The organism is Fulvimonas sp. R45 (assembly GCF_030504985.1).
Classification (GTDB): Bacteria; Pseudomonadota; Gammaproteobacteria; order Xanthomonadales; family Rhodanobacteraceae; genus Rhodanobacter_A.
This window is the reverse complement of the sequence record NZ_JASERU010000003.1, coordinates 226,717-242,670: the sequence shown is the minus strand read 5'-3', so window position 1 is coordinate 242,670 and position 15,954 is coordinate 226,717. Positions and strand designations below refer to the sequence as shown.

The 15,954-nt window shown below is 69.7% G+C and carries 16 protein-coding genes; 13 read left to right on the top strand and 3 right to left on the bottom strand.

The window, feature by feature from the left end; all coding sequences use genetic code 11:
* Positions 1-12 precede the first annotated feature (12 nt).
* The 4 genes from rplI to radA all read left to right on the top strand — a co-directional run bounded on the left by rplI (position 13) and on the right by radA (position 4,764).
* The gene (gene rplI, locus QMK61_RS04175; protein ID WP_302070631.1) at positions 13-462 is read left to right on the top strand and encodes a 50S ribosomal protein L9; all 450 of its coding nucleotides are present in this window, start codon (positions 13-15) and stop codon (positions 460-462) included.
* A 218-nt stretch (positions 463-680) separates the two neighbouring features.
* Positions 681-2,078, top strand: a complete 1,398-nt coding sequence (locus QMK61_RS04170; protein ID WP_302070629.1) for a replicative DNA helicase — start codon at positions 681-683, stop codon at positions 2,076-2,078.
* A 139-nt stretch (positions 2,079-2,217) separates the two neighbouring features.
* The gene (gene alr, locus QMK61_RS04165; RefSeq protein WP_302070627.1) at positions 2,218-3,306 is read left to right on the top strand and encodes an alanine racemase; all 1,089 of its coding nucleotides are present in this window, start codon (positions 2,218-2,220) and stop codon (positions 3,304-3,306) included.
* A gap of 84 nt (positions 3,307-3,390) precedes the next feature.
* Complete coding sequence (radA, locus tag QMK61_RS04160) at positions 3,391-4,764, top strand: DNA repair protein RadA (RefSeq protein ID WP_302070625.1); 1,374 nt, start codon at positions 3,391-3,393, stop codon at positions 4,762-4,764.
* 70 nt (positions 4,765-4,834) lie between these two features.
* Here the strand turns inward: radA and ccsA are convergent, their stop codons facing one another.
* On the bottom strand, positions 4,835-5,632 hold the full coding sequence (gene ccsA, locus QMK61_RS04155) for a cytochrome c biogenesis protein CcsA (protein ID WP_302070623.1): 798 nt from the start codon (positions 5,630-5,632) through the stop codon (positions 4,835-4,837).
* A gap of 145 nt (positions 5,633-5,777) precedes the next feature.
* Here ccsA and QMK61_RS04150 point away from each other — a divergent pair, with 145 nt between their 5' ends.
* From QMK61_RS04150 to rplS, 8 genes are all read left to right on the top strand, one after another.
* Positions 5,778-6,065, top strand: a complete 288-nt coding sequence (locus QMK61_RS04150; RefSeq protein ID WP_302070621.1) for an autorepressor SdpR family transcription factor — start codon at positions 5,778-5,780, stop codon at positions 6,063-6,065.
* Entirely contained in the window at positions 6,062-6,703 is a 642-nt protein-coding gene (locus QMK61_RS04145) for an SdpI family protein (protein WP_302070619.1), read from the top strand. The genes QMK61_RS04150 and QMK61_RS04145 overlap by 4 nt, the downstream gene beginning before the upstream one ends.
* A 45-nt stretch (positions 6,704-6,748) precedes the next feature.
* Positions 6,749-8,074, top strand: a complete 1,326-nt coding sequence (locus tag QMK61_RS04140; protein WP_302070617.1) for an alpha/beta fold hydrolase — start codon at positions 6,749-6,751, stop codon at positions 8,072-8,074.
* Positions 8,075-8,189: 115 nt separating this feature from the next.
* Positions 8,190-9,569, top strand: coding sequence for a signal recognition particle protein (ffh, locus tag QMK61_RS04135; protein ID WP_302070754.1), 1,380 nt, complete (start codon positions 8,190-8,192; stop codon positions 9,567-9,569).
* A gap of 182 nt (positions 9,570-9,751) precedes the next feature.
* Positions 9,752-10,009 carry a 30S ribosomal protein S16 gene (rpsP, locus tag QMK61_RS04130; protein WP_302070615.1) on the top strand — a complete coding sequence of 86 codons (258 nt, stop codon included), beginning with the start codon at positions 9,752-9,754 and terminating at the stop codon, positions 10,007-10,009.
* Between the two features lie 2 nt (positions 10,010-10,011).
* On the top strand, positions 10,012-10,527 hold the full coding sequence (gene rimM / locus QMK61_RS04125) for a ribosome maturation factor RimM (protein WP_302070613.1): 516 nt from the start codon (positions 10,012-10,014) through the stop codon (positions 10,525-10,527).
* A 19-nt stretch (positions 10,528-10,546) separates the two neighbouring features.
* Complete coding sequence (trmD, locus tag QMK61_RS04120) at positions 10,547-11,299, top strand: tRNA (guanosine(37)-N1)-methyltransferase TrmD (RefSeq protein ID WP_302070612.1); 753 nt, start codon at positions 10,547-10,549, stop codon at positions 11,297-11,299.
* Between the two features lie 68 nt (positions 11,300-11,367).
* Entirely contained in the window at positions 11,368-11,763 is a 396-nt protein-coding gene (gene rplS / locus QMK61_RS04115; protein WP_302070610.1) for a 50S ribosomal protein L19, read from the top strand.
* A 248-nt stretch (positions 11,764-12,011) separates the two neighbouring features.
* Here the strand turns inward: rplS and QMK61_RS04110 are convergent, their stop codons facing one another.
* Positions 12,012-14,063, bottom strand: coding sequence for a GGDEF domain-containing phosphodiesterase (locus tag QMK61_RS04110; RefSeq protein ID WP_302070609.1), 2,052 nt, complete (start codon positions 14,061-14,063; stop codon positions 12,012-12,014).
* A 154-nt stretch (positions 14,064-14,217) separates the two neighbouring features.
* A complete protein-coding gene (epmB, locus tag QMK61_RS04105; RefSeq protein ID WP_302070607.1) occupies positions 14,218-15,228 on the bottom strand; it encodes an EF-P beta-lysylation protein EpmB in 1,011 nt (336 codons plus the stop codon).
* 117 nt (positions 15,229-15,345) lie between these two features.
* Here epmB and efp point away from each other — a divergent pair, with 117 nt between their 5' ends.
* Positions 15,346-15,915, top strand: coding sequence for an elongation factor P (gene efp, locus QMK61_RS04100; RefSeq protein ID WP_302070605.1), 570 nt, complete (start codon positions 15,346-15,348; stop codon positions 15,913-15,915).
* Positions 15,916-15,954: the final 39 nt, after the last annotated feature.

The following is a 15,954-nucleotide window of genomic DNA, read 5'->3' as shown; positions in this document are numbered from 1 at the left end:
AAAGGAACCCTCATGGAACTCATTCTTCTTGAAAAGGTGCGCGGTCTCGGCAACCTCGGCGACAAGGTCAAGGTGAAGCCGGGCTACGGCCGCAACTACCTGCTGCCGCAGGGCAAGGCCGTGCGCGTGAATGCCGAGAACCTGGCCGCGTTCGAGCAGCGCCGCGCCGAGTACGAGGCCAAGGCCAACAAGCAGCTGGCCGACGCCGAGGCGCGCAAGGCCAAGCTGGCCGACGTCAGCATCACCATCGAGGCGCACGCCAGCCCCGAGGGCAAGCTGTACGGCTCGGTCGGCCCGCGCGACATCGCCGAGGCGCTGCAGGCGCTCGGCCACGACGTGCACAAGGGCGAGGTGATCCAGGGCGAAGGCCCGATCCGCAACACCGGCGAGTTCGACGTGACGATCAGCCTGCACGCCGACATCGAGACCCAGGTCAAGGTGATCGTGGTCGGCGAGAAGTAAGCCGCCCGCGCAAGGCATGCCGGACGGGCGCCCTCGGGCGCCCGTCTTTTTTTGCCCGTGCGGCGGGACGCCCGCCGAAAGGTGCGATTTCCACGGGCAACCCACAGCTTGTCCACAGCTTTCCATCTCGTCCCCTGCGACGCGCCCGCGTATGCTCACTGTCAGCGCACGCCGGCCGCGGAAGTCGGCGGGCGATGGTTCCTTTGCGAGGTAACGCCATGTCCTTCGCCCCCGAGCGCCATTCCGACCGGGCCCCGTCCATCGAGACGCTGCGCGTGCCGCCGCACTCGATCGACGCCGAACAGGCGGTGCTGGGCGGCCTGATGCTGGCGCCCGACGCGCTGGACAAGGTGGCCGACCGGCTCGCCGAGGGCGATTTCTACCGCAAGGACCATCGCCTGATCTGGCGCGCCATCAACGAACTGGCGAACAAGGGCATGCCGTGCGACGCGGTGACCCTGGGCGACTGGTTCGAGGCCAACGGCCTGGCCGACATGGTGGGCGGCGCCAGCTACCTGGTGGAACTGGCCAACGCCACGCCCAGCGCGGCGAACATCGCCGCCTACGCCGAGATCGTGCGCGAGAAGTCGGTGCTGCGCCAGCTGATCGACGCCGGCACCTCGATCACCGAGGACGGCTACCGCCCCGAGGGCAAGAGCGTGCAGGAGGTGCTGGAAAGCGCCGAGCAGCGCGTGTTCCACATCGCCGAGTCGGGCGCGCGCGGCAAGAAGGATTCGGTCTCCATGCGCGAGGCGGTGAAGGACGCCTTCCGCCTGCTGCACGAGCGCTACCAGAACCGCGGCCAGCTCACCGGCGTCTCCACCGGGTTCACCGACCTGGACGAGCTCACCTCGGGCCTGCAGCCGTCCGACCTGATCATCGTGGCGGCGCGCCCGTCGATGGGCAAGACCGCATTTTCGGTGAACATCGCCGAGGCGGTGGCGCTGCGGGCGAAGAAGCCGGTGATGATCTTCTCGATGGAAATGTCGGCGTCGCAGCTGGCCTTCCGCCTGATCTCCTCGGTGGGCCGCATCCACCAGCAGCACCTGCGCAACGGCGACCTGGCCGAGGAAGACTGGCCGCGCGTCACCAACGCCATCGCACTGCTGTCCGAGGCGAAGATCTACATCGACGACACGCCCGGCCTGTCGCCGGTGGAGCTGCGCTCGCGCGCGCGCCGCCTGCACCGCGAGCACGGCGGGCTGGGCCTGATCGTGATCGACTACCTGCAGCTGATGCAGGTGCCCGGGAACAAGGAGAACCGCGCCACCGAGATTTCAGAAATCTCGCGTTCACTGAAGGGGCTCGCCAAGGAACTGAACGTGCCCGTGATCGCCCTCTCGCAGTTGAACCGCTCGCTGGAACAGCGCGCCGACAAGCGCCCGATGATGTCCGACCTGCGCGAATCGGGCGCGATCGAGCAGGACGCCGACGTGATCATGTTCATCTACCGCGACGAGTACTACAACAAGGAATCGGCCGACAAGGGCCTGGCCGAGATCATCATCGGCAAGCAGCGCAACGGCCCCACCGACACCGTCAAGCTCACCTTCCTCGGTCACTACACCAAGTTCGAGAACTACGCGCCGGACTCGTTCGTGGGGGCGTTCGAGTGAGAGCAGGGAACATCTGCGTTGTGCCGACCCGCGACCCGTCGCCCGGCATGGCGGTCGATGCCTGCCCAGGCCACGGCCAGCCCGGTTGCCGCGCGCTTCATGTTCCCGGCTCCCCGTTCCCCGTTCCCCGCTCCACCCCATGAGCCGCACCACCGTCGCCACCATCCACCTCGGCGCGCTGCGCCACAACCTCGCGCGACTCAAGACGATGGCCGCGCCCGCGAAGGTGATGGCCGTGGTCAAGGCCGACGCCTACGGCCACGGGCTGGAGCGGGTGGCGCGCGCGCTGGACGCCGACGCCGAATGCTTCGCCGTGGCCGCGCTGGGCGACGGCCTGCGCCTGCGCGCGGCCGGGCACCGGCAGCGCATCGTGGTGCTGTCCGGTCCCGACCAGCCCGGCGACATCCCCGAGATGCAGCGGCTGGGCCTCGATGCGGCGATCCACCACGAGGCGCAGCTCGCCTGGCTGGCGGAGGCCGCGCCGTCGCGCGGGCGCCTGCGCACGTGGCTGAAGGTCGACAGCGGCATGCACCGGCTCGGCTTCGCGCCGGAGCGGGTGGCCGAGGTGCATGCGCGGCTGGCAGCGCTGCCGGGCATCGATCCGGAGATCGGCCTGCTCACCCACTTCGCCGAATCCGAGGTGTTCGACGGCGCAGGCACGCCGGCGCAGATCGCGCGTTTCGCGGCGGCCACGCGCGGCTTCGCCGGCCCGCGCTCGCTGTCCAATTCCGCCGCCGTACTGGGCTGGCCGGACGCGCGCGGCGACTGGGTGCGCACCGGCGGCCTGCTGTACGGCTTGTCCGTGGTGGACGGGAAAAGCGGCGCCGACTTCGGCTTCCGGCCCGCGATGACGCTGTCCACGCGGCTGATCGCGGTCAACCACATCCGCCAGGGCGAACGCATCGGCTACAACGGCACCTGGACCTGCCCCGAGGACATGCCGGTGGGCGTAGCCGCCGTCGGCTACGGCGACGGCTACCCGCGCAGCGCCGCCAGCGGCACGCCGGTGCGGGTAGGCGACCGGTGCGTGCCGCTGGTCGGCCGGGTCTCGATGGACCTGGTCACGCTCGACCTGCGCGAGGCGCCCGCCGCGCGCGTGGGCGACCGCGTCGTCCTGTGGGGCGACGACCTGCCGGTGGAATCCGTCGCCGCCCACGCCGGTACCATCGGCTACGACCTCACCTGCGGCATGACCCGCCGCGTGCTGTTCGTCGAGGACGAAAGCTGATCATTGTTTTTGCGCTCATCCATGAGCGCGAAGATCAAAAAGCGGCCATCCTTGGCCGCACTATTCACAAGGAGCGGATCCCCCATGGCCAAGGCCAAGACCGCCTACGTCTGCACGGACTGCGGCGCCGAACATCCCAAGTGGCAGGGCTCGTGCGCCGAGTGCGGGGCGTGGAACACGCTCAGCGAGTTCGTGGTGCAGCCGGCAAAGGCGGCGGGTGGTGCGCGCAACAGTGGCTATGCGGGGCGGGCGGATACGGCGAAGGTGACGGCGCTGACCGCGGTGGCGGCGGAAACCGAATCGCGCACGCTCACCGGCATCGGCGAGCTGGACCGCGTGCTCGGCGGTGGCCTGGTGGACGGCTCGGTGGTGCTGATCGGCGGCGATCCCGGCATCGGCAAGTCCACCCTGCTGCTGCAGATGCTCGGCCGCATCGGCGCGCACCTGCCAGGCGTGTACGTCACCGGCGAGGAGTCGCTGGCCCAGGTGGCGGCACGTGCGCAGCGGCTGGACCTGCCGCTGGAGCCGCTCAAGGCGCTGGCCGAGACCTGCGTCGAACGCATCCTGGAGCAGGCCGCGGCGACGAAGCCGCGCGTGCTGATCGTCGATTCCATCCAGACCATCTGGACCGAGCTGCTCACCGCGGCGCCGGGCTCGGTGTCGCAGGTGCGCGAATCGGCGGCGCGGCTCACCCGCTTCGCCAAGGAGACCGGCACCAGCGTGCTGCTGGTCGGCCACGTCACCAAGGAAGGCGGCATCGCCGGCCCGCGCGTGCTGGAGCACATGGTGGATGCGGTGCTGTACTTCGAGGGCGAGTCCGGATCGCGCTTCCGCGTGCTGCGCGCGTTTAAGAACCGCTTCGGCGCGGTCAACGAGCTGGGCGTGTTCGCGATGGGCGACAAGGGCCTGCGCGAGGTGCCGAACCCGTCGGCGATCTTCCTCTCCGCGCACAGCGAGCCCACCGCGGGCAGCGCGGTGATGGTCACGCGCGAGGGCACGCGGCCGCTGCTGGTCGAGGTGCAGGCGCTGGTGGACCAGAGCTCGCTGGGCAATCCGCGCCGCGTGGCGCTGGGGCTGGAGCAGAACCGCCTCGCGATGCTGCTGGCGGTGCTGCACCGGCACGGCGGCGTCGCCGCCTACGACCAGGACGTGTTCGTCAACGTGGTCGGCGGCATCCGCGTGCAGGAGACCGCGGCGGACCTGCCGGTGCTGCTGGCGATCCGTTCCTCGCTGCGCGACCGGCCGCTGCCGGAGAAGACCATCGCCTTCGGCGAGGTGGGGCTGTCCGGCGAGATCCGCCCGGTGCCCAACGGCGAGGAGCGGCTGAAGGAAGCCGCCCAGCACGGCTTCCGGCGCGCCATCGTGCCCAGGGCCAACATGCCGAAGAAGGGACGGGTGGGCGAACTGGAAGTGGTCGGCGTGGAGCGGCTGGCGCAGGCGCTGGAGGCGGCAGGCTAGCCAGCCCGTCCCGCGCCGCGCGCCGGCATGCGAGGCCAACGCGAGGTGTCTGGAGATCGTGGACAGGCTCTCAGGGCGTGCGCTTGAGGACCATCTCCAGCACGAACTTCGAGCCGAAGAACGCCAGCGCCAGCACCGCCATGCCGGCCAGGGTCAGGTTCACCGCGCGGGTGCCGCGCCAGCCGTGGCGCCAGCGGCCCCACAGCAGGGCGCCGAAGATCACCCATGCCACCACGCTCAGCACGATGGTGTGCGCCAGGTGCTGGCCGCGGATGTTCTGCACGAACAGCGCGCCGGTGAGCAGGGTCAGCGTGAGCCCCACGAAACCGGCGCCGATCAGGCGGAACAGCAGCGCCTCGGTCTGCGTCAGCGGCGGCAGCGCGCGCACCAGCCGCCCGGGACGGTGCGCGCGCAGGGCGCGTTCCTGCACCGCCAGCAGGATCGCCAGCACCGCCGCGATCGACAGCAGGCTGTAGGCGAGCAGGGCGATGGCCACGTGCAGGGTGATCTGCCAGTCCAGCGGCAGCGGCCGCGTGGGTGGCGCCACGAAGCTGTCCAGCGCCAGCAGCAGCGCGGCCAGCGGAAACACGATCACGCCGAGCCCGGCCACTGGCCGCGTCAGGTTCACCAGCAGGGTCAGCGCGGCGACCACGCCGGCCACCAGCGACAGCGCGGCGAAGAAGTGCAGGTCCACCCGGCCGCCGTGTGCGCCCAGCAGCACGGCGGCATGCAGCAGCACGGCCAGCGTGGCGGCCCCCAGGCCCAGGCGCTGCGGTGTGCGCGGGCAACCCGTCAGCGGCGCCGCGAGCAGCGCCGCGCTGGCCAGGTAGAGCACGATGGAAAGGATGGCGGGAAGCGCGAGCGACATGGCCGGAAAGTGTGGCACAGCGCGTGCGTGCGGGCGAATGGGGGCGGCCGGATGCCGCGGATTTCCGACGCCGGGAGGCGGGGGTATTGCAATATTTAGAAAAATATCTAATTATCTAGACATGTCGGGACATCAATAGCACCCCATGAAGCAGCAGGAAGTGTTCAAGGCCATGGCCGATCCCACCCGGCGCGCGATCCTCAAGCGCCTGCAGGGCGGCGCGCTGACCGCCGGCGAGATCGGCGCGGCGTTCGACATCACCCCGGCCTCGCTATCGCACCACTTCGCGGTGCTCAAGCAGGCCGACCTGGTGCGCACCGAGCGGCGCGGCCAGTTCATCGTCTATTCGCTCAACAGCACCGTGTTCGAGGACCTGGCGCGGATGCTGATGGACCTGTTCCCGTCGAAGGGAAACGTCGGAGGCAAAAAATGAAACCCGCACGCACGCTGATCGTTTCGGCCGTCTTCCTGGCCATCGCCGCCGGCGTGGCGGTCTGGCTGTATCCCCGGTTGCCGGCGCAGGTGCCGGTGCATTGGAACCCGCACGGGCGGATCGACCGCTACGGCCCGCGCGGCTGGGTGGCGGCGATGCCCGCGCTGCTGATCGCCGGCATCGCGGTGCTGACGGTGCTGCTGCCGGCGATTTCGCCGCGTCGGTTCGAGATCGCGCCGTTCGCGCGGGTCTACGGCCTGCTGATGCTGGTGATCCAGGGCATGTTCCTGGTGATCGGCCTGTCCGTGCTGCTGGTCGGGGCGGGCTATCCACTGCCCGTGCCGGCGATCGCGATGCTGGCGATCGGGGCGCTTTTCATGGTGCTCGGCAACTACATGGGCAAGCTGCGCAAGAACTTCTTCGTCGGCATCCGCACGCCGTGGACGCTGTCGAGCGACGCAGTGTGGGAGCGCACGCATCGCATGGGCGGCTGGCTGTTCATGCTGGGCGGGCTGGTGGCGGTCGTCGCCACGCTCGCCGGCGCGCCCTGGTGGATCGCACTGTCGGCGCTGATCGCCGCCGCGCTGCTGCCGGTGGCCTATTCGTTCTGGATCTACCGCACGCACGGATGCGACTGATCGCCTTTGCCGCGTCACGGCAACCATTCCACAAGGAGATGTTTCATGAAGCCGCATGTCCTCGTCATCGCCGCGCTGGCGGCAGGTCTCGCTCCCGTGTCGCACGCGGCCGCCATGCCCGCCGGCGCCTGCGCGGCGAACGCCACGGCCTCGCTGGAGGCGCTGGCGCGCGGCGATTACGCCGCGGCCGGCGTGCATTTCGGCCCCCGGCTCGCCGACAAGATCGACGCCGCCCGGCTCAAGCAGGTGTGGGCGCAGATACAGGGAGCGGCCGGCGCCTACCAGAAGCATGAGGCGGCACGGCAGGCGCCGGGGAATGCGTCCGCGGTCGCCGTGCCGATCGTCTTTGCGAAGGCCCCGCTGACTCTGGTGGCGCATTGCGACGGGCGCGGCGCCATCGTGAGCTACCGGTTCGTGCCGGCAGCGGCGGTCGAGCAGACGCTGGACAGCGAGCCGGCGCAGGTGGTGACGGCGCATGTCGAGGCTGACGGCGTGCGCGTGCAGCCGATGGCGGTGGCCTCGCCGTCGGGACCGCTGAAGGGCGTGCTGACGCTGCCGGCCGGCAAGGGGCCGTTTCCGGCCGTGGTGATGGTGGCGGGGTCCGGAGCCCACGATTTCGACGAGACGGTGGGCCCGAACAAGCCGTTCCGTGACATCGCCGAAGGCCTGGCGAGGGCGGGCGTCGCCTCGCTGCGCTACGACAAGCGCCCCTACGATTACAGCGACTGGAGCGAGAAGAGCGGCTACACCGTCGATTCCGAGGTGACCGACGACGCCGTGACCGCGGCGCGCGCGCTGGCCGGGCTGGCGGCGGTCGATCCCCACCGGGTCTACGTGCTGGGTCACAGCCTGGGCGCGGTGATGGCGCCGCGCATCGGCCAGCGTGACCCGCAGCTGGCGGGCCTGATCCTGATGGCCGCGCCGACGCGTACGGTGCTGGATGTGCTGGCCCAGCAATTCCACGACCAGGAGCCGCAAAAGGTGGCGCGACGGGAGATCGAGGCCATCCGCGACGAGCAGAAGCTCCTGGCGCATGCCAGGCCGGGCCAGCCGCCGCGCGGCACGTTCATGCACCAGCCGCAGAGCTATTGGCTGAGCCTGAACGACTACCACCAGGTGGACGTGGCCAGGTCGCTGGCCATGCCGATGCTGTTCCTGCAGGGCGATGCCGATTTCCAGGTCTCGCCGACGCTGGATTTCGCGTCATGGAAGCGGGACATGGCCGGCAAGCCCGATGCGAGCTTCCACCTTTATCCGGGCCTGGGCCACCTGTTCATGCCGGCCGACCAGACCGGTGGCGATTATTCGAAGCCGAGCCACGTCGATCCGCGCGTCATCCACGATATCGCCGCCTGGATCCGGCAGCGATAGCGGTTGCGGGAAACCGGCCGGCGCCCCGGCGGGGCCGGCCCGCGATCGGCGGCGGCGTAACCGGGCCGCCGCCGTGTCCCGTATACTGGAAGCTTTCCGCATCGTCGTTCCCGCCATGTTCGAATCGCTCAGCCAACGCCTGTCCGCCACCGTCAACCGCCTGCGCGGCCGCGGCCGGTTGACCGAGGAAAACATCCGCGAGTCGCTGCGCGAGGTGCGCATCGCGCTGCTGGAGGCCGACGTGGCGCTGCCGGTGGTGCAGGCGTTGATCGAGCGGGTGAAGGTGCGCGCGGTAGGCCAGGAGGTGCTGAAGAGCCTCTCGCCGGGCCAGGCGCTGGTGAAGGTGGTCAGCGACGAGCTGACCAAGCTGATGGGCACGGTCAACACCGAGCTGAACCTGGCCCAGCAGCCGCCGGCGGTGGTGCTGATGGCCGGCCTGCAGGGCGCGGGCAAGACCACCACGGTGGCCAAGCTGGCGCGCTTCCTCACCGAGCGCAAGAAGAAAAAGGTGATGGTGGTGAGCTGCGACGTCTACCGTCCGGCCGCCATCGAGCAACTGCGCACGCTGGCCGGGCAGGTGGGCGTGAAGTTCTTCCCGTCGGAGGCGGGACAGGACCCGGTGGACATCGCGAAGAACGCCATCGCTGCTGCCAGGCGCGAGGTGGTCGACGTGCTGCTGGTCGACACCGCCGGCCGCCTGCACGTGGACGAGGCGATGATGGCCGAGATCAAGGCGCTGCACGCCGCGATCACGCCGGTCGAGACGCTGTTCGTGGTCGACTCGATGACCGGCCAGGACGCCGCCACCACCGCCAAGGCGTTCAGCGAGGCGCTGCCGCTCACCGGCGTGGTGCTGACCAAGACCGACGGCGACGCCCGCGGCGGCGCGGCGCTGTCGGTGCGCTACGTCACCGGCCGGCCGATCAAGTTCCTCGGCGCCGGCGAGAAGACCGACGCGCTGGAGCCGTTCCACCCGGACCGCGTGGCGCAGCGCATCCTCGGCATGGGCGACGTGCTGTCGCTGGTCGAGGAAGTCGAGCGCAAGGTCGACCAGGAGAAGGCGCAGAAGCTGGCCCAGAAGGTGATGAAGGGCAAGCGCTTCGACCTCAACGACATGCGCGACCAGCTGGAGCAGATGACCAACATGGGCGGCCTGGCCGGCCTGATGGACAAGCTGCCGGGCGTGTCCGGCCTGCCCGACAGCGTGAAGTCCAAGGTCAACGACGGCGAGATCAAGCGCATGGTCGCGATCATCCAGTCGATGACCAGGAAGGAACGCCGCCACCCCGACCTGCTGAACGGCTCGCGCCGCGCCCGCGTGGCGAAGGGCTCGGGCACCCAGCCGGCCGACGTCAACCGCCTGCTGAAGCAGTACATGCAGATGGAGAAGATGATGTCCAAGCTCTCCAAGGGAGGCAGCAAGGGCCTGCTGCGGCAGATGCGCGGCGCCATGAAGGGCATGGGCGGCATGGGCGGGCTGCCGCCGCCCCGCTGACGGGCCGTAGCCCGTCAGCGCGGGCCATGGGCATCAGACAAGGCCTTGGCTTTTCGACCCAGGCCAGGTCGCGAACCGCATAACCTCTTCCTTTTTCAACCACATCCCACTAAAATGCCGCGTTTACCGCGCACGGGCTCGTGCGTGCGGCCGGCGATTCCGGCACTTCTGGAGCTTTCATCATGGTCAAGATTCGTCTTTCGCGCGGTGGCGCCAAGGGCCGTCCGTTCTACCACGTCGTGGTCACCGATCAGCGCAGCAAGCGCGACGGCCGCAACATCGAGAACGTCGGCTATTACAACCCGGTGGCGTCCGGCAAGGACAAGCGCCTCGAGCTGAACGTCGAGCGCGTCAAGGAGTGGGTGGGCAAGGGCGCCCAGCTGACCGACAAGGTCGCCGCCCTGCTCAAGGAAGCGGCCAAGCAGCAGGCCGCCGCTTAACGATGGACGCAGCCGGCCGACGCGTCCTGGTCGGGCGCATCGTCGGGCTGTACGGCGTGCAGGGCTGGCTCAAGATCGAGTCCTGGACCGAGCCCCGCACGCGCATCTTCGACTACCAGCCCTGGCTGCTCGCCGCAGCGCCGGGCGCGGAGAAGGAGATCGCCGGCGTCAAGGGGCGCCCGCAGGGCAAGGGGCTGATCTGCCACCTGCCCGGCGTGGACGACCGCGACGCGGCGGCGGCGCTGGTGGGGCAGGACATCCATGTCGCCCGCGAGCAGTTGCCGCCAGCCGGCAAGGACGAGTACTACTGGGTCGACCTCGAGGGTCTGGAGGTCGTCACCACGGAGGGCGTGGCGCTGGGACGGGTGAGCCACCTGTTCGCCACCGGCGCCAACGACGTGGTGGTGGTGCGGGACGGCGCGCGCGAGCGGCTGGTCCCCTTCGTCCAGGGCGTTTACGTGCGTTCGGTGGATCTTTCCAGCGGGCGCATGGTGGTGGACTGGGATCCCGAATTCTGAAAACCGGAGTTTGAGGTCCATGCGCATTGATGTCGTCACGCTGTTTCCCGACTTCGTGCGCCAGTGCGCCGCCGTCGGCGTGGTGGGACGCGCGCAGCAGCGCGAGCTGCTGCAGGTGGAGACCTGGAACCCGCGCGACTACGCCACCGACAACTACCGCACCGTGGACGGCCGCACCTGCGGCGGCGGGCCCGGGATGGTGATGTTGATCGAGCCCTTGCGGGCGGCCTTGGAGGCCATGCGCGGGGCGGCGCCGGAACCGGCGCACGTGGTTTACCTGAGTCCGCAGGGAACGCGGCTCACGCAGGGCAGGGTAGAGGCGCTGGCGAAACGGCCGCGCATCGCCTTGCTCTGCGGGCGTTACGAAGGTGTGGACGAGCGCCTGCTGGCGCACGAGGTCGACGAGGAGCTTTCCATCGGCGACTATGTGCTGTCCGGAGGCGAGCTGGGCGCCGCGGTGGTGATCGATGCCGTGGGACGCCTGCAGGACGGCGCATTGAACGATGCGGCGTCGGCCGAGCAGGATTCGTTCTCGAACGGGCTGCTCGACTGTCCGCACTATGCGAAGCCCGTGCATGACGCGCTGGGCGACGTGCCGGAGGTGCTGCTCTCCGGCGACCACGCGGCGATCCGCCGCTGGCGCCTGAAGCAGTCGCTGGGTCGAACCTGGCTGCGCCGTCCGGACCTGTTGGCGCAAGTCGCGCTGGATGACGAATCCCGTGCCTTGCTGGACGAATTCCGCCGCGAACACCGCGCGGCGGGTGGACATTGAAACAGGTGGCCGTGACGCCGCCACATGCTATTCGCGGTCTTGGGTGACCGCAAAACACAGAGGTTGCCATGAACAAGATCATCCAGCAGTTCGAAGCCGAGCAGGTCACCCGCCAGCTGCCGGAATTCGGCCCCGGCGACACCGTCGTGGTCAACGTCAAGGTGAAGGAAGGCAACCGCGAGCGCGTGCAGGCCTTCGAGGGCATCGTCATCGCCAAGCGCAACCGCGGCCTGCATTCGGCCTTCACGGTGCGCAAGATCTCGCACGGCACCGGCGTGGAGCGCGTGTTCCAGGCGCACAGCCCGGCGATCGACTCGGTCGAGGTGAAGCGCAAGGGCAAGGTGCGCGGCGCCAAGCTGTACTACCTGCGTGGCCTGGAAGGCAAGGCGGCCCGCATCAAGGAAGATATCGCCGCCGCCGCTGCCGCCAAGGCCGCCGCGAAGGCTGCCGCCGCCGCGGAGTAATTCCGGTGGCCCGCCCGGCCTCGATGGCCCGGCGAACACGAAAAACCCGCGGGTCGCCCGCGGGTTTTTTGTTGCCCGCCAGGAGCGACACAAGGCTTTTCTTCCTCTCCCCTCCGGGGAGAGGACCGCGGTGAGGGGCGGGGCTTGCGGCAGCGCCCGGGAGGCGGGGTTCGTTCTGATGCAGGACTGGGGCGAGGTTGTCCCCTCACCCCGACCCTCTCCCCGGAGGGGAGAGGGAACAACGGGCGTCAGGAGTTGACCGCCAGCGGCTGCGGTTCCTGCAGGAAATTGCCCTGCACGAAGTCGACGCCGCAGGCGAACAGCAGCGAGGTGCTGGCGGCGTCCTCCACCCATTCGGCGATGACCTGCTTGCCCAGCTCGTGCCCCTGCTGGCAGAGCTCGGCGACCTTCTGCTGGTTGCCCGGCTGCTGCGGCAGGTCCGCCATGTAGCTGCGGTCGATCTTCAGGTAGTCGGCATCGATGTGCTGCAGCAGCTGGAACGAGTTGAGCCCGGAACCGAACTGCTCCAGCGCGAAGCGGCCGCCCAGTTTCTTCCAGCCGGCCACGAATTCCTGCGCTGGGCGCAGCAGGGTCACGACCTTGCTCTCGGTGGCTTCCAGCACGATCTGGCCCCGCTTCAGGGCGGCCTGCTGCAGGCGCCTGGCCAGCCACGGCAGCAGCTCGGCGCGCTGCAGCGACTGGGCGGAGAGCTTGACGAAGAAGGTGGTGGCGGCGCCCTGGCGGTCGCGCGCCTCCAGCGCGGCGATCGCCTTGTCCAGCACCCAGCGGTCGATCTCGGCGGTGAGCCCGTGCTTCTCCGCGATCGGCATGAAGAAGCCGGGCGGCACCTCGCCCTGCGGGCCGTTCATGCGCAGCAGGATCTCCGAGTAGTCGCCGTCGGCGTCCTGCAGGCTGATCGTGTGCTGGTGGTAGAGCACGAAGCCGTCGCGCGCCATCGCCTGGCGCAGCAGGCTGAGCCAGTGACGCTCGCGCTCCTCCTCGGCCTTTTCGCGCGCGGCCGGGTCGTGCAGCTCGCTGCGGTTGCCGCCCCGGCTCTGCGCGTTGCGCAGCGCGGTGCTGGCCTGGTCCAGCAATTGCTCGGCGTTGGCGTTCTTCTCGGCCAGCAGGCTGCCGCCGACGCTGACGGTGAGGGTGATCGAACGCGCGCCGGCGTCGAAGATGCGGTCGGTCACCTGCTTGTGCAGTCGGGCGACCCAGGCGCGTACGGCGTCGTCGTCGCTGGCGCCCAGAAGCACGCCGAAGGTGTGTTCGGCCAGCAGGCCGGCCACGTCGTCGGGGCCCAGCAGGGCCTGGACCTGGGCCGCCAGCCCGGCCAGCAGCTCGTCGGCCTTGCCCAGGCCGATGCCGCTCACGGTGGCGGCCCAGTTGTCCGGCTCGACCAGCAGCAGGGCCTGGCCCTTGCGCCCGCCGGCGGCGGCCGCCACGGCGCCGTCGATGAACTCCAGTGTGCGGGCGCGCAGATAGAGGCCGGTGACCGGGTCGCGCTGCAGCTGTTCCACCATCGCCGGGTCGATCAGCTGGCGGCGGAACACCACCTGCAGGCAGGGCTCACCCTCGAAGGTGGCGTGGGCGAATTCCACGCTGGCGGGGAAGTTGCCACCGTCGGCGCGGCGCGCCTGCAGCTCCAGGGTGGACGGGGCCTTGTCGCCGCGGGAGTGGTCCTTCAGCGCGGCCTTGAAGGCGTCGGCGTCGCCGTGACCGATCAGGTCGAGCACGGGCAGGCCCAGCAGCTCGTCGAAATCCTCGTAGCCGAAGGTGTCGAGGTAGGAACGGTTGGCGCGCACGTGCATGCCTTCGTGCACATAGGCGATGGCGTCGGTGGAGGAATCCAGCAGGGCGTCGCAGCGACGCTCGGACTCGCGCAGGGCCGCCTCCAGCCGGCGCACCTGGCGGCGCGTGCTGAGGGCGTCGAACTCGCGCTGCACCACGGTGATGAACTGGCGCGGCTGGCTGCGCGAGGCCACGCCGTGCACGCCGGCGGCGAACAGGTCGGACACCGATTGGCTGTCCATCTGGGTCACGTTGGCGACCAGCGCCACGTCGCGCCCGCTGGCGTCGATCTGCTGCGCCACCTCGCGCAGCGGCAGCGAAGCCACGCTGGGATTGAACAGCACCAGGTCCGGCGCCAGCTCGTCCAGCACCTGCTGGAACTGCCCGCGGTCGACCGCGCGCCCGGGGCGCACGGCGATGCCCGCGTTGCGGATGAGGCTGATGATCTGCTCCGCGTCCTCGACCGAGTTCTCGACGAAAAGGATCTTGATGACGGGATTGGTCTTCATGCGCGCTTCGCGTCTCCGTGGTGGGGACGGCGGCGCGGTGCGACCGACCCCCGTTCGTTTCGCCCAGGCGAGGGTTGTAGCGGATTCCCCCTGCAGCCGCCAGCACGAAACGGCATAACAGTGACGTGCCGCAACGCGGCCGGCCCGATGCGGTTCACAGCGGGCGCTTGGATGGGTCGCCGCCCACCTCGCGTACCAGCCTCGGCACCAGGTAGCCGGGCAGGCGGGCGCGGATGGATTCCAGCAGCGCCCGCGCGCGGGCGTCGTCCACCTCGAAATGGGCGGCGCCCTGCACGCGGTCGAGCTGGTGCAGGTAATAGGGCAGCACCCCGGCGTCGAACATCCGCTCGGACAGCCCGGCCAGCGCGTCGGCGTCGTCGTTGACGCCGCGCAACAGCACCGACTGGTTCAGCAGCGTGGCGCCGGCCCTGCGCAGGCGGGCGCAGGCGGCGTCCACGGCGTCGTCGAACTCGGCGGCGTGGTTGGCGTGCAGCACCACCACCTTCTGCAGCGGCAGCGCGGCCAGCCAGGCGGCGAGGGCGTCGTCGACGCGCTCGGGCAGCACCACCGGCAGGCGGGTGTGGATGCGCAGGCGCCGGACGTGCGGGATGCCGGCCAGGCCGCGCGAGAGCTCCTCCAGCTTGGCCGTGGCCAGCGACAGCGGGTCGCCGCCGGAGAGGATCAATTCGCTGACCGTTTCGTCCTGCCGCACGTGCTCCAGCGCCTGCCGCCACTGGCCCGCGGCGGCGATCTCGTCGCCGTAGGGAAAGTGCCGGCGGAAGCAGTAGCGGCAGTTCACCGCGCAGCTGCCGCTGGCGACCAGCAGGGCCCGGCCGTGGTATTTGTGCAGCACGCCGCGGGACTCGCGCGCGGCCAGGTCGCCCACCGCGTCGGCGACGAAGCCGGGGGCCTCGTCCAGTTCCGCCAGCTGCGGCAGCACCTGCAGCAGCAGGGGGTCGCGCGGGTCGCCCGGGCGCATGCGCGCCACGAAGCCGCGCGGCACGCGCAGCGCGAAGCCGGCGTCGGCCGGCGGCAGGCGGTCGGCCAAGCGGGCGAGGCCGAGCATCCCGAGCAGCTCGGTGGCGTCGGTGACGGCGCCGCGCCACAGCTCGCGCCAGTCGGGGGCCGGCGCGGATAGGCGAGTACCGGGGCTTGCGGTTATCATAGCGGGCCTTAGTCTGTGCGGTCGTCCGTGACCGCGAACGTCAAAAAGCGGTCGTCCCGACCGCACTTTTCAATTCTAGCCGTCCGCGTGATGGTTTTGACCCTGGAGCAGATACGCATGGCCACCGCCGGTCTCAACGACGTCAAGAAGGGCATGAAGATCCTTCACAACAATGACCCGTGGGTCATCACCGAAGCCGAGTTCATCAAGCCCGGCAAGGGCCAGGCCTTCACCCGCATCTTCATCCGCAACCTGAAGACGGGCCGCACCACCGAGCAGACGATGAAGTCCAGCGACTCCTTCGAGGTCGCCGACGTCACCGACACCGACATGCAGTACCTGTACTCCGACGGCGAGTTCTGGCACTTCATGCAGCCGGACACCTTCGAGCAGCACCAGGCCGGCAAGGCCGGTATGGGCGATGCGGTGAAGTGGCTGAAGGGCGAGGAGGAATGCGTGGTCACCCTGTTCAACGGCGAGATCATCGCGGTGCAGGCGCCCAACTTCGTCGAGCTGAAGATCACCGAGACCGACCCCGGCGTGCGCGGCGACACCTCCGGCGGCGGCGGCAAGCCGGCCACGCTGGAAACCGGCGCCGTGGTGCGCGTGCCGCTGTTCGTGAGCCAGGATGAGGTGATCAAGGTCGACACCCGCACCGGTGAATACGTCAGCCGCGTCGGCAAGTGACGCATTGGCCCGCGCGCTTGCGCGCGGCTTGCCAATGCG

Bases quoted from the DNA above. Each gene is read 5' to 3' on its own strand.
- rplI (WP_302070631.1), top strand. From the start codon at position 13: ATGGAACTCATTCTTCTTGAAAAGGTGCGCGGTCTCGGCAACCTCGGC.
- QMK61_RS04170 (WP_302070629.1), top strand. From the start codon at position 681: ATGTCCTTCGCCCCCGAGCGCCATTCCGACCGGGCCCCGTCCATCGAG.
- alr (WP_302070627.1), top strand. From the start codon at position 2,218: ATGAGCCGCACCACCGTCGCCACCATCCACCTCGGCGCGCTGCGCCAC.
- radA (WP_302070625.1), top strand. From the start codon at position 3,391: ATGGCCAAGGCCAAGACCGCCTACGTCTGCACGGACTGCGGCGCCGAA.
- ccsA (WP_302070623.1), bottom strand. From the start codon at position 5,632: ATGTCGCTCGCGCTTCCCGCCATCCTTTCCATCGTGCTCTACCTGGCC.
- QMK61_RS04150 (WP_302070621.1), top strand. From the start codon at position 5,778: ATGAAGCAGCAGGAAGTGTTCAAGGCCATGGCCGATCCCACCCGGCGC.
- QMK61_RS04145 (WP_302070619.1), top strand. From the start codon at position 6,062: ATGAAACCCGCACGCACGCTGATCGTTTCGGCCGTCTTCCTGGCCATC.
- QMK61_RS04140 (WP_302070617.1), top strand. From the start codon at position 6,749: ATGAAGCCGCATGTCCTCGTCATCGCCGCGCTGGCGGCAGGTCTCGCT.
- ffh (WP_302070754.1), top strand. From the start codon at position 8,190: ATGTTCGAATCGCTCAGCCAACGCCTGTCCGCCACCGTCAACCGCCTG.
- rpsP (WP_302070615.1), top strand. From the start codon at position 9,752: ATGGTCAAGATTCGTCTTTCGCGCGGTGGCGCCAAGGGCCGTCCGTTC.
- rimM (WP_302070613.1), top strand. From the start codon at position 10,012: ATGGACGCAGCCGGCCGACGCGTCCTGGTCGGGCGCATCGTCGGGCTG.
- trmD (WP_302070612.1), top strand. From the start codon at position 10,547: ATGCGCATTGATGTCGTCACGCTGTTTCCCGACTTCGTGCGCCAGTGC.
- rplS (WP_302070610.1), top strand. From the start codon at position 11,368: ATGAACAAGATCATCCAGCAGTTCGAAGCCGAGCAGGTCACCCGCCAG.
- QMK61_RS04110 (WP_302070609.1), bottom strand. From the start codon at position 14,063: ATGAAGACCAATCCCGTCATCAAGATCCTTTTCGTCGAGAACTCGGTC.
- epmB (WP_302070607.1), bottom strand. From the start codon at position 15,228: ATGATAACCGCAAGCCCCGGTACTCGCCTATCCGCGCCGGCCCCCGAC.
- efp (WP_302070605.1), top strand. From the start codon at position 15,346: ATGGCCACCGCCGGTCTCAACGACGTCAAGAAGGGCATGAAGATCCTT.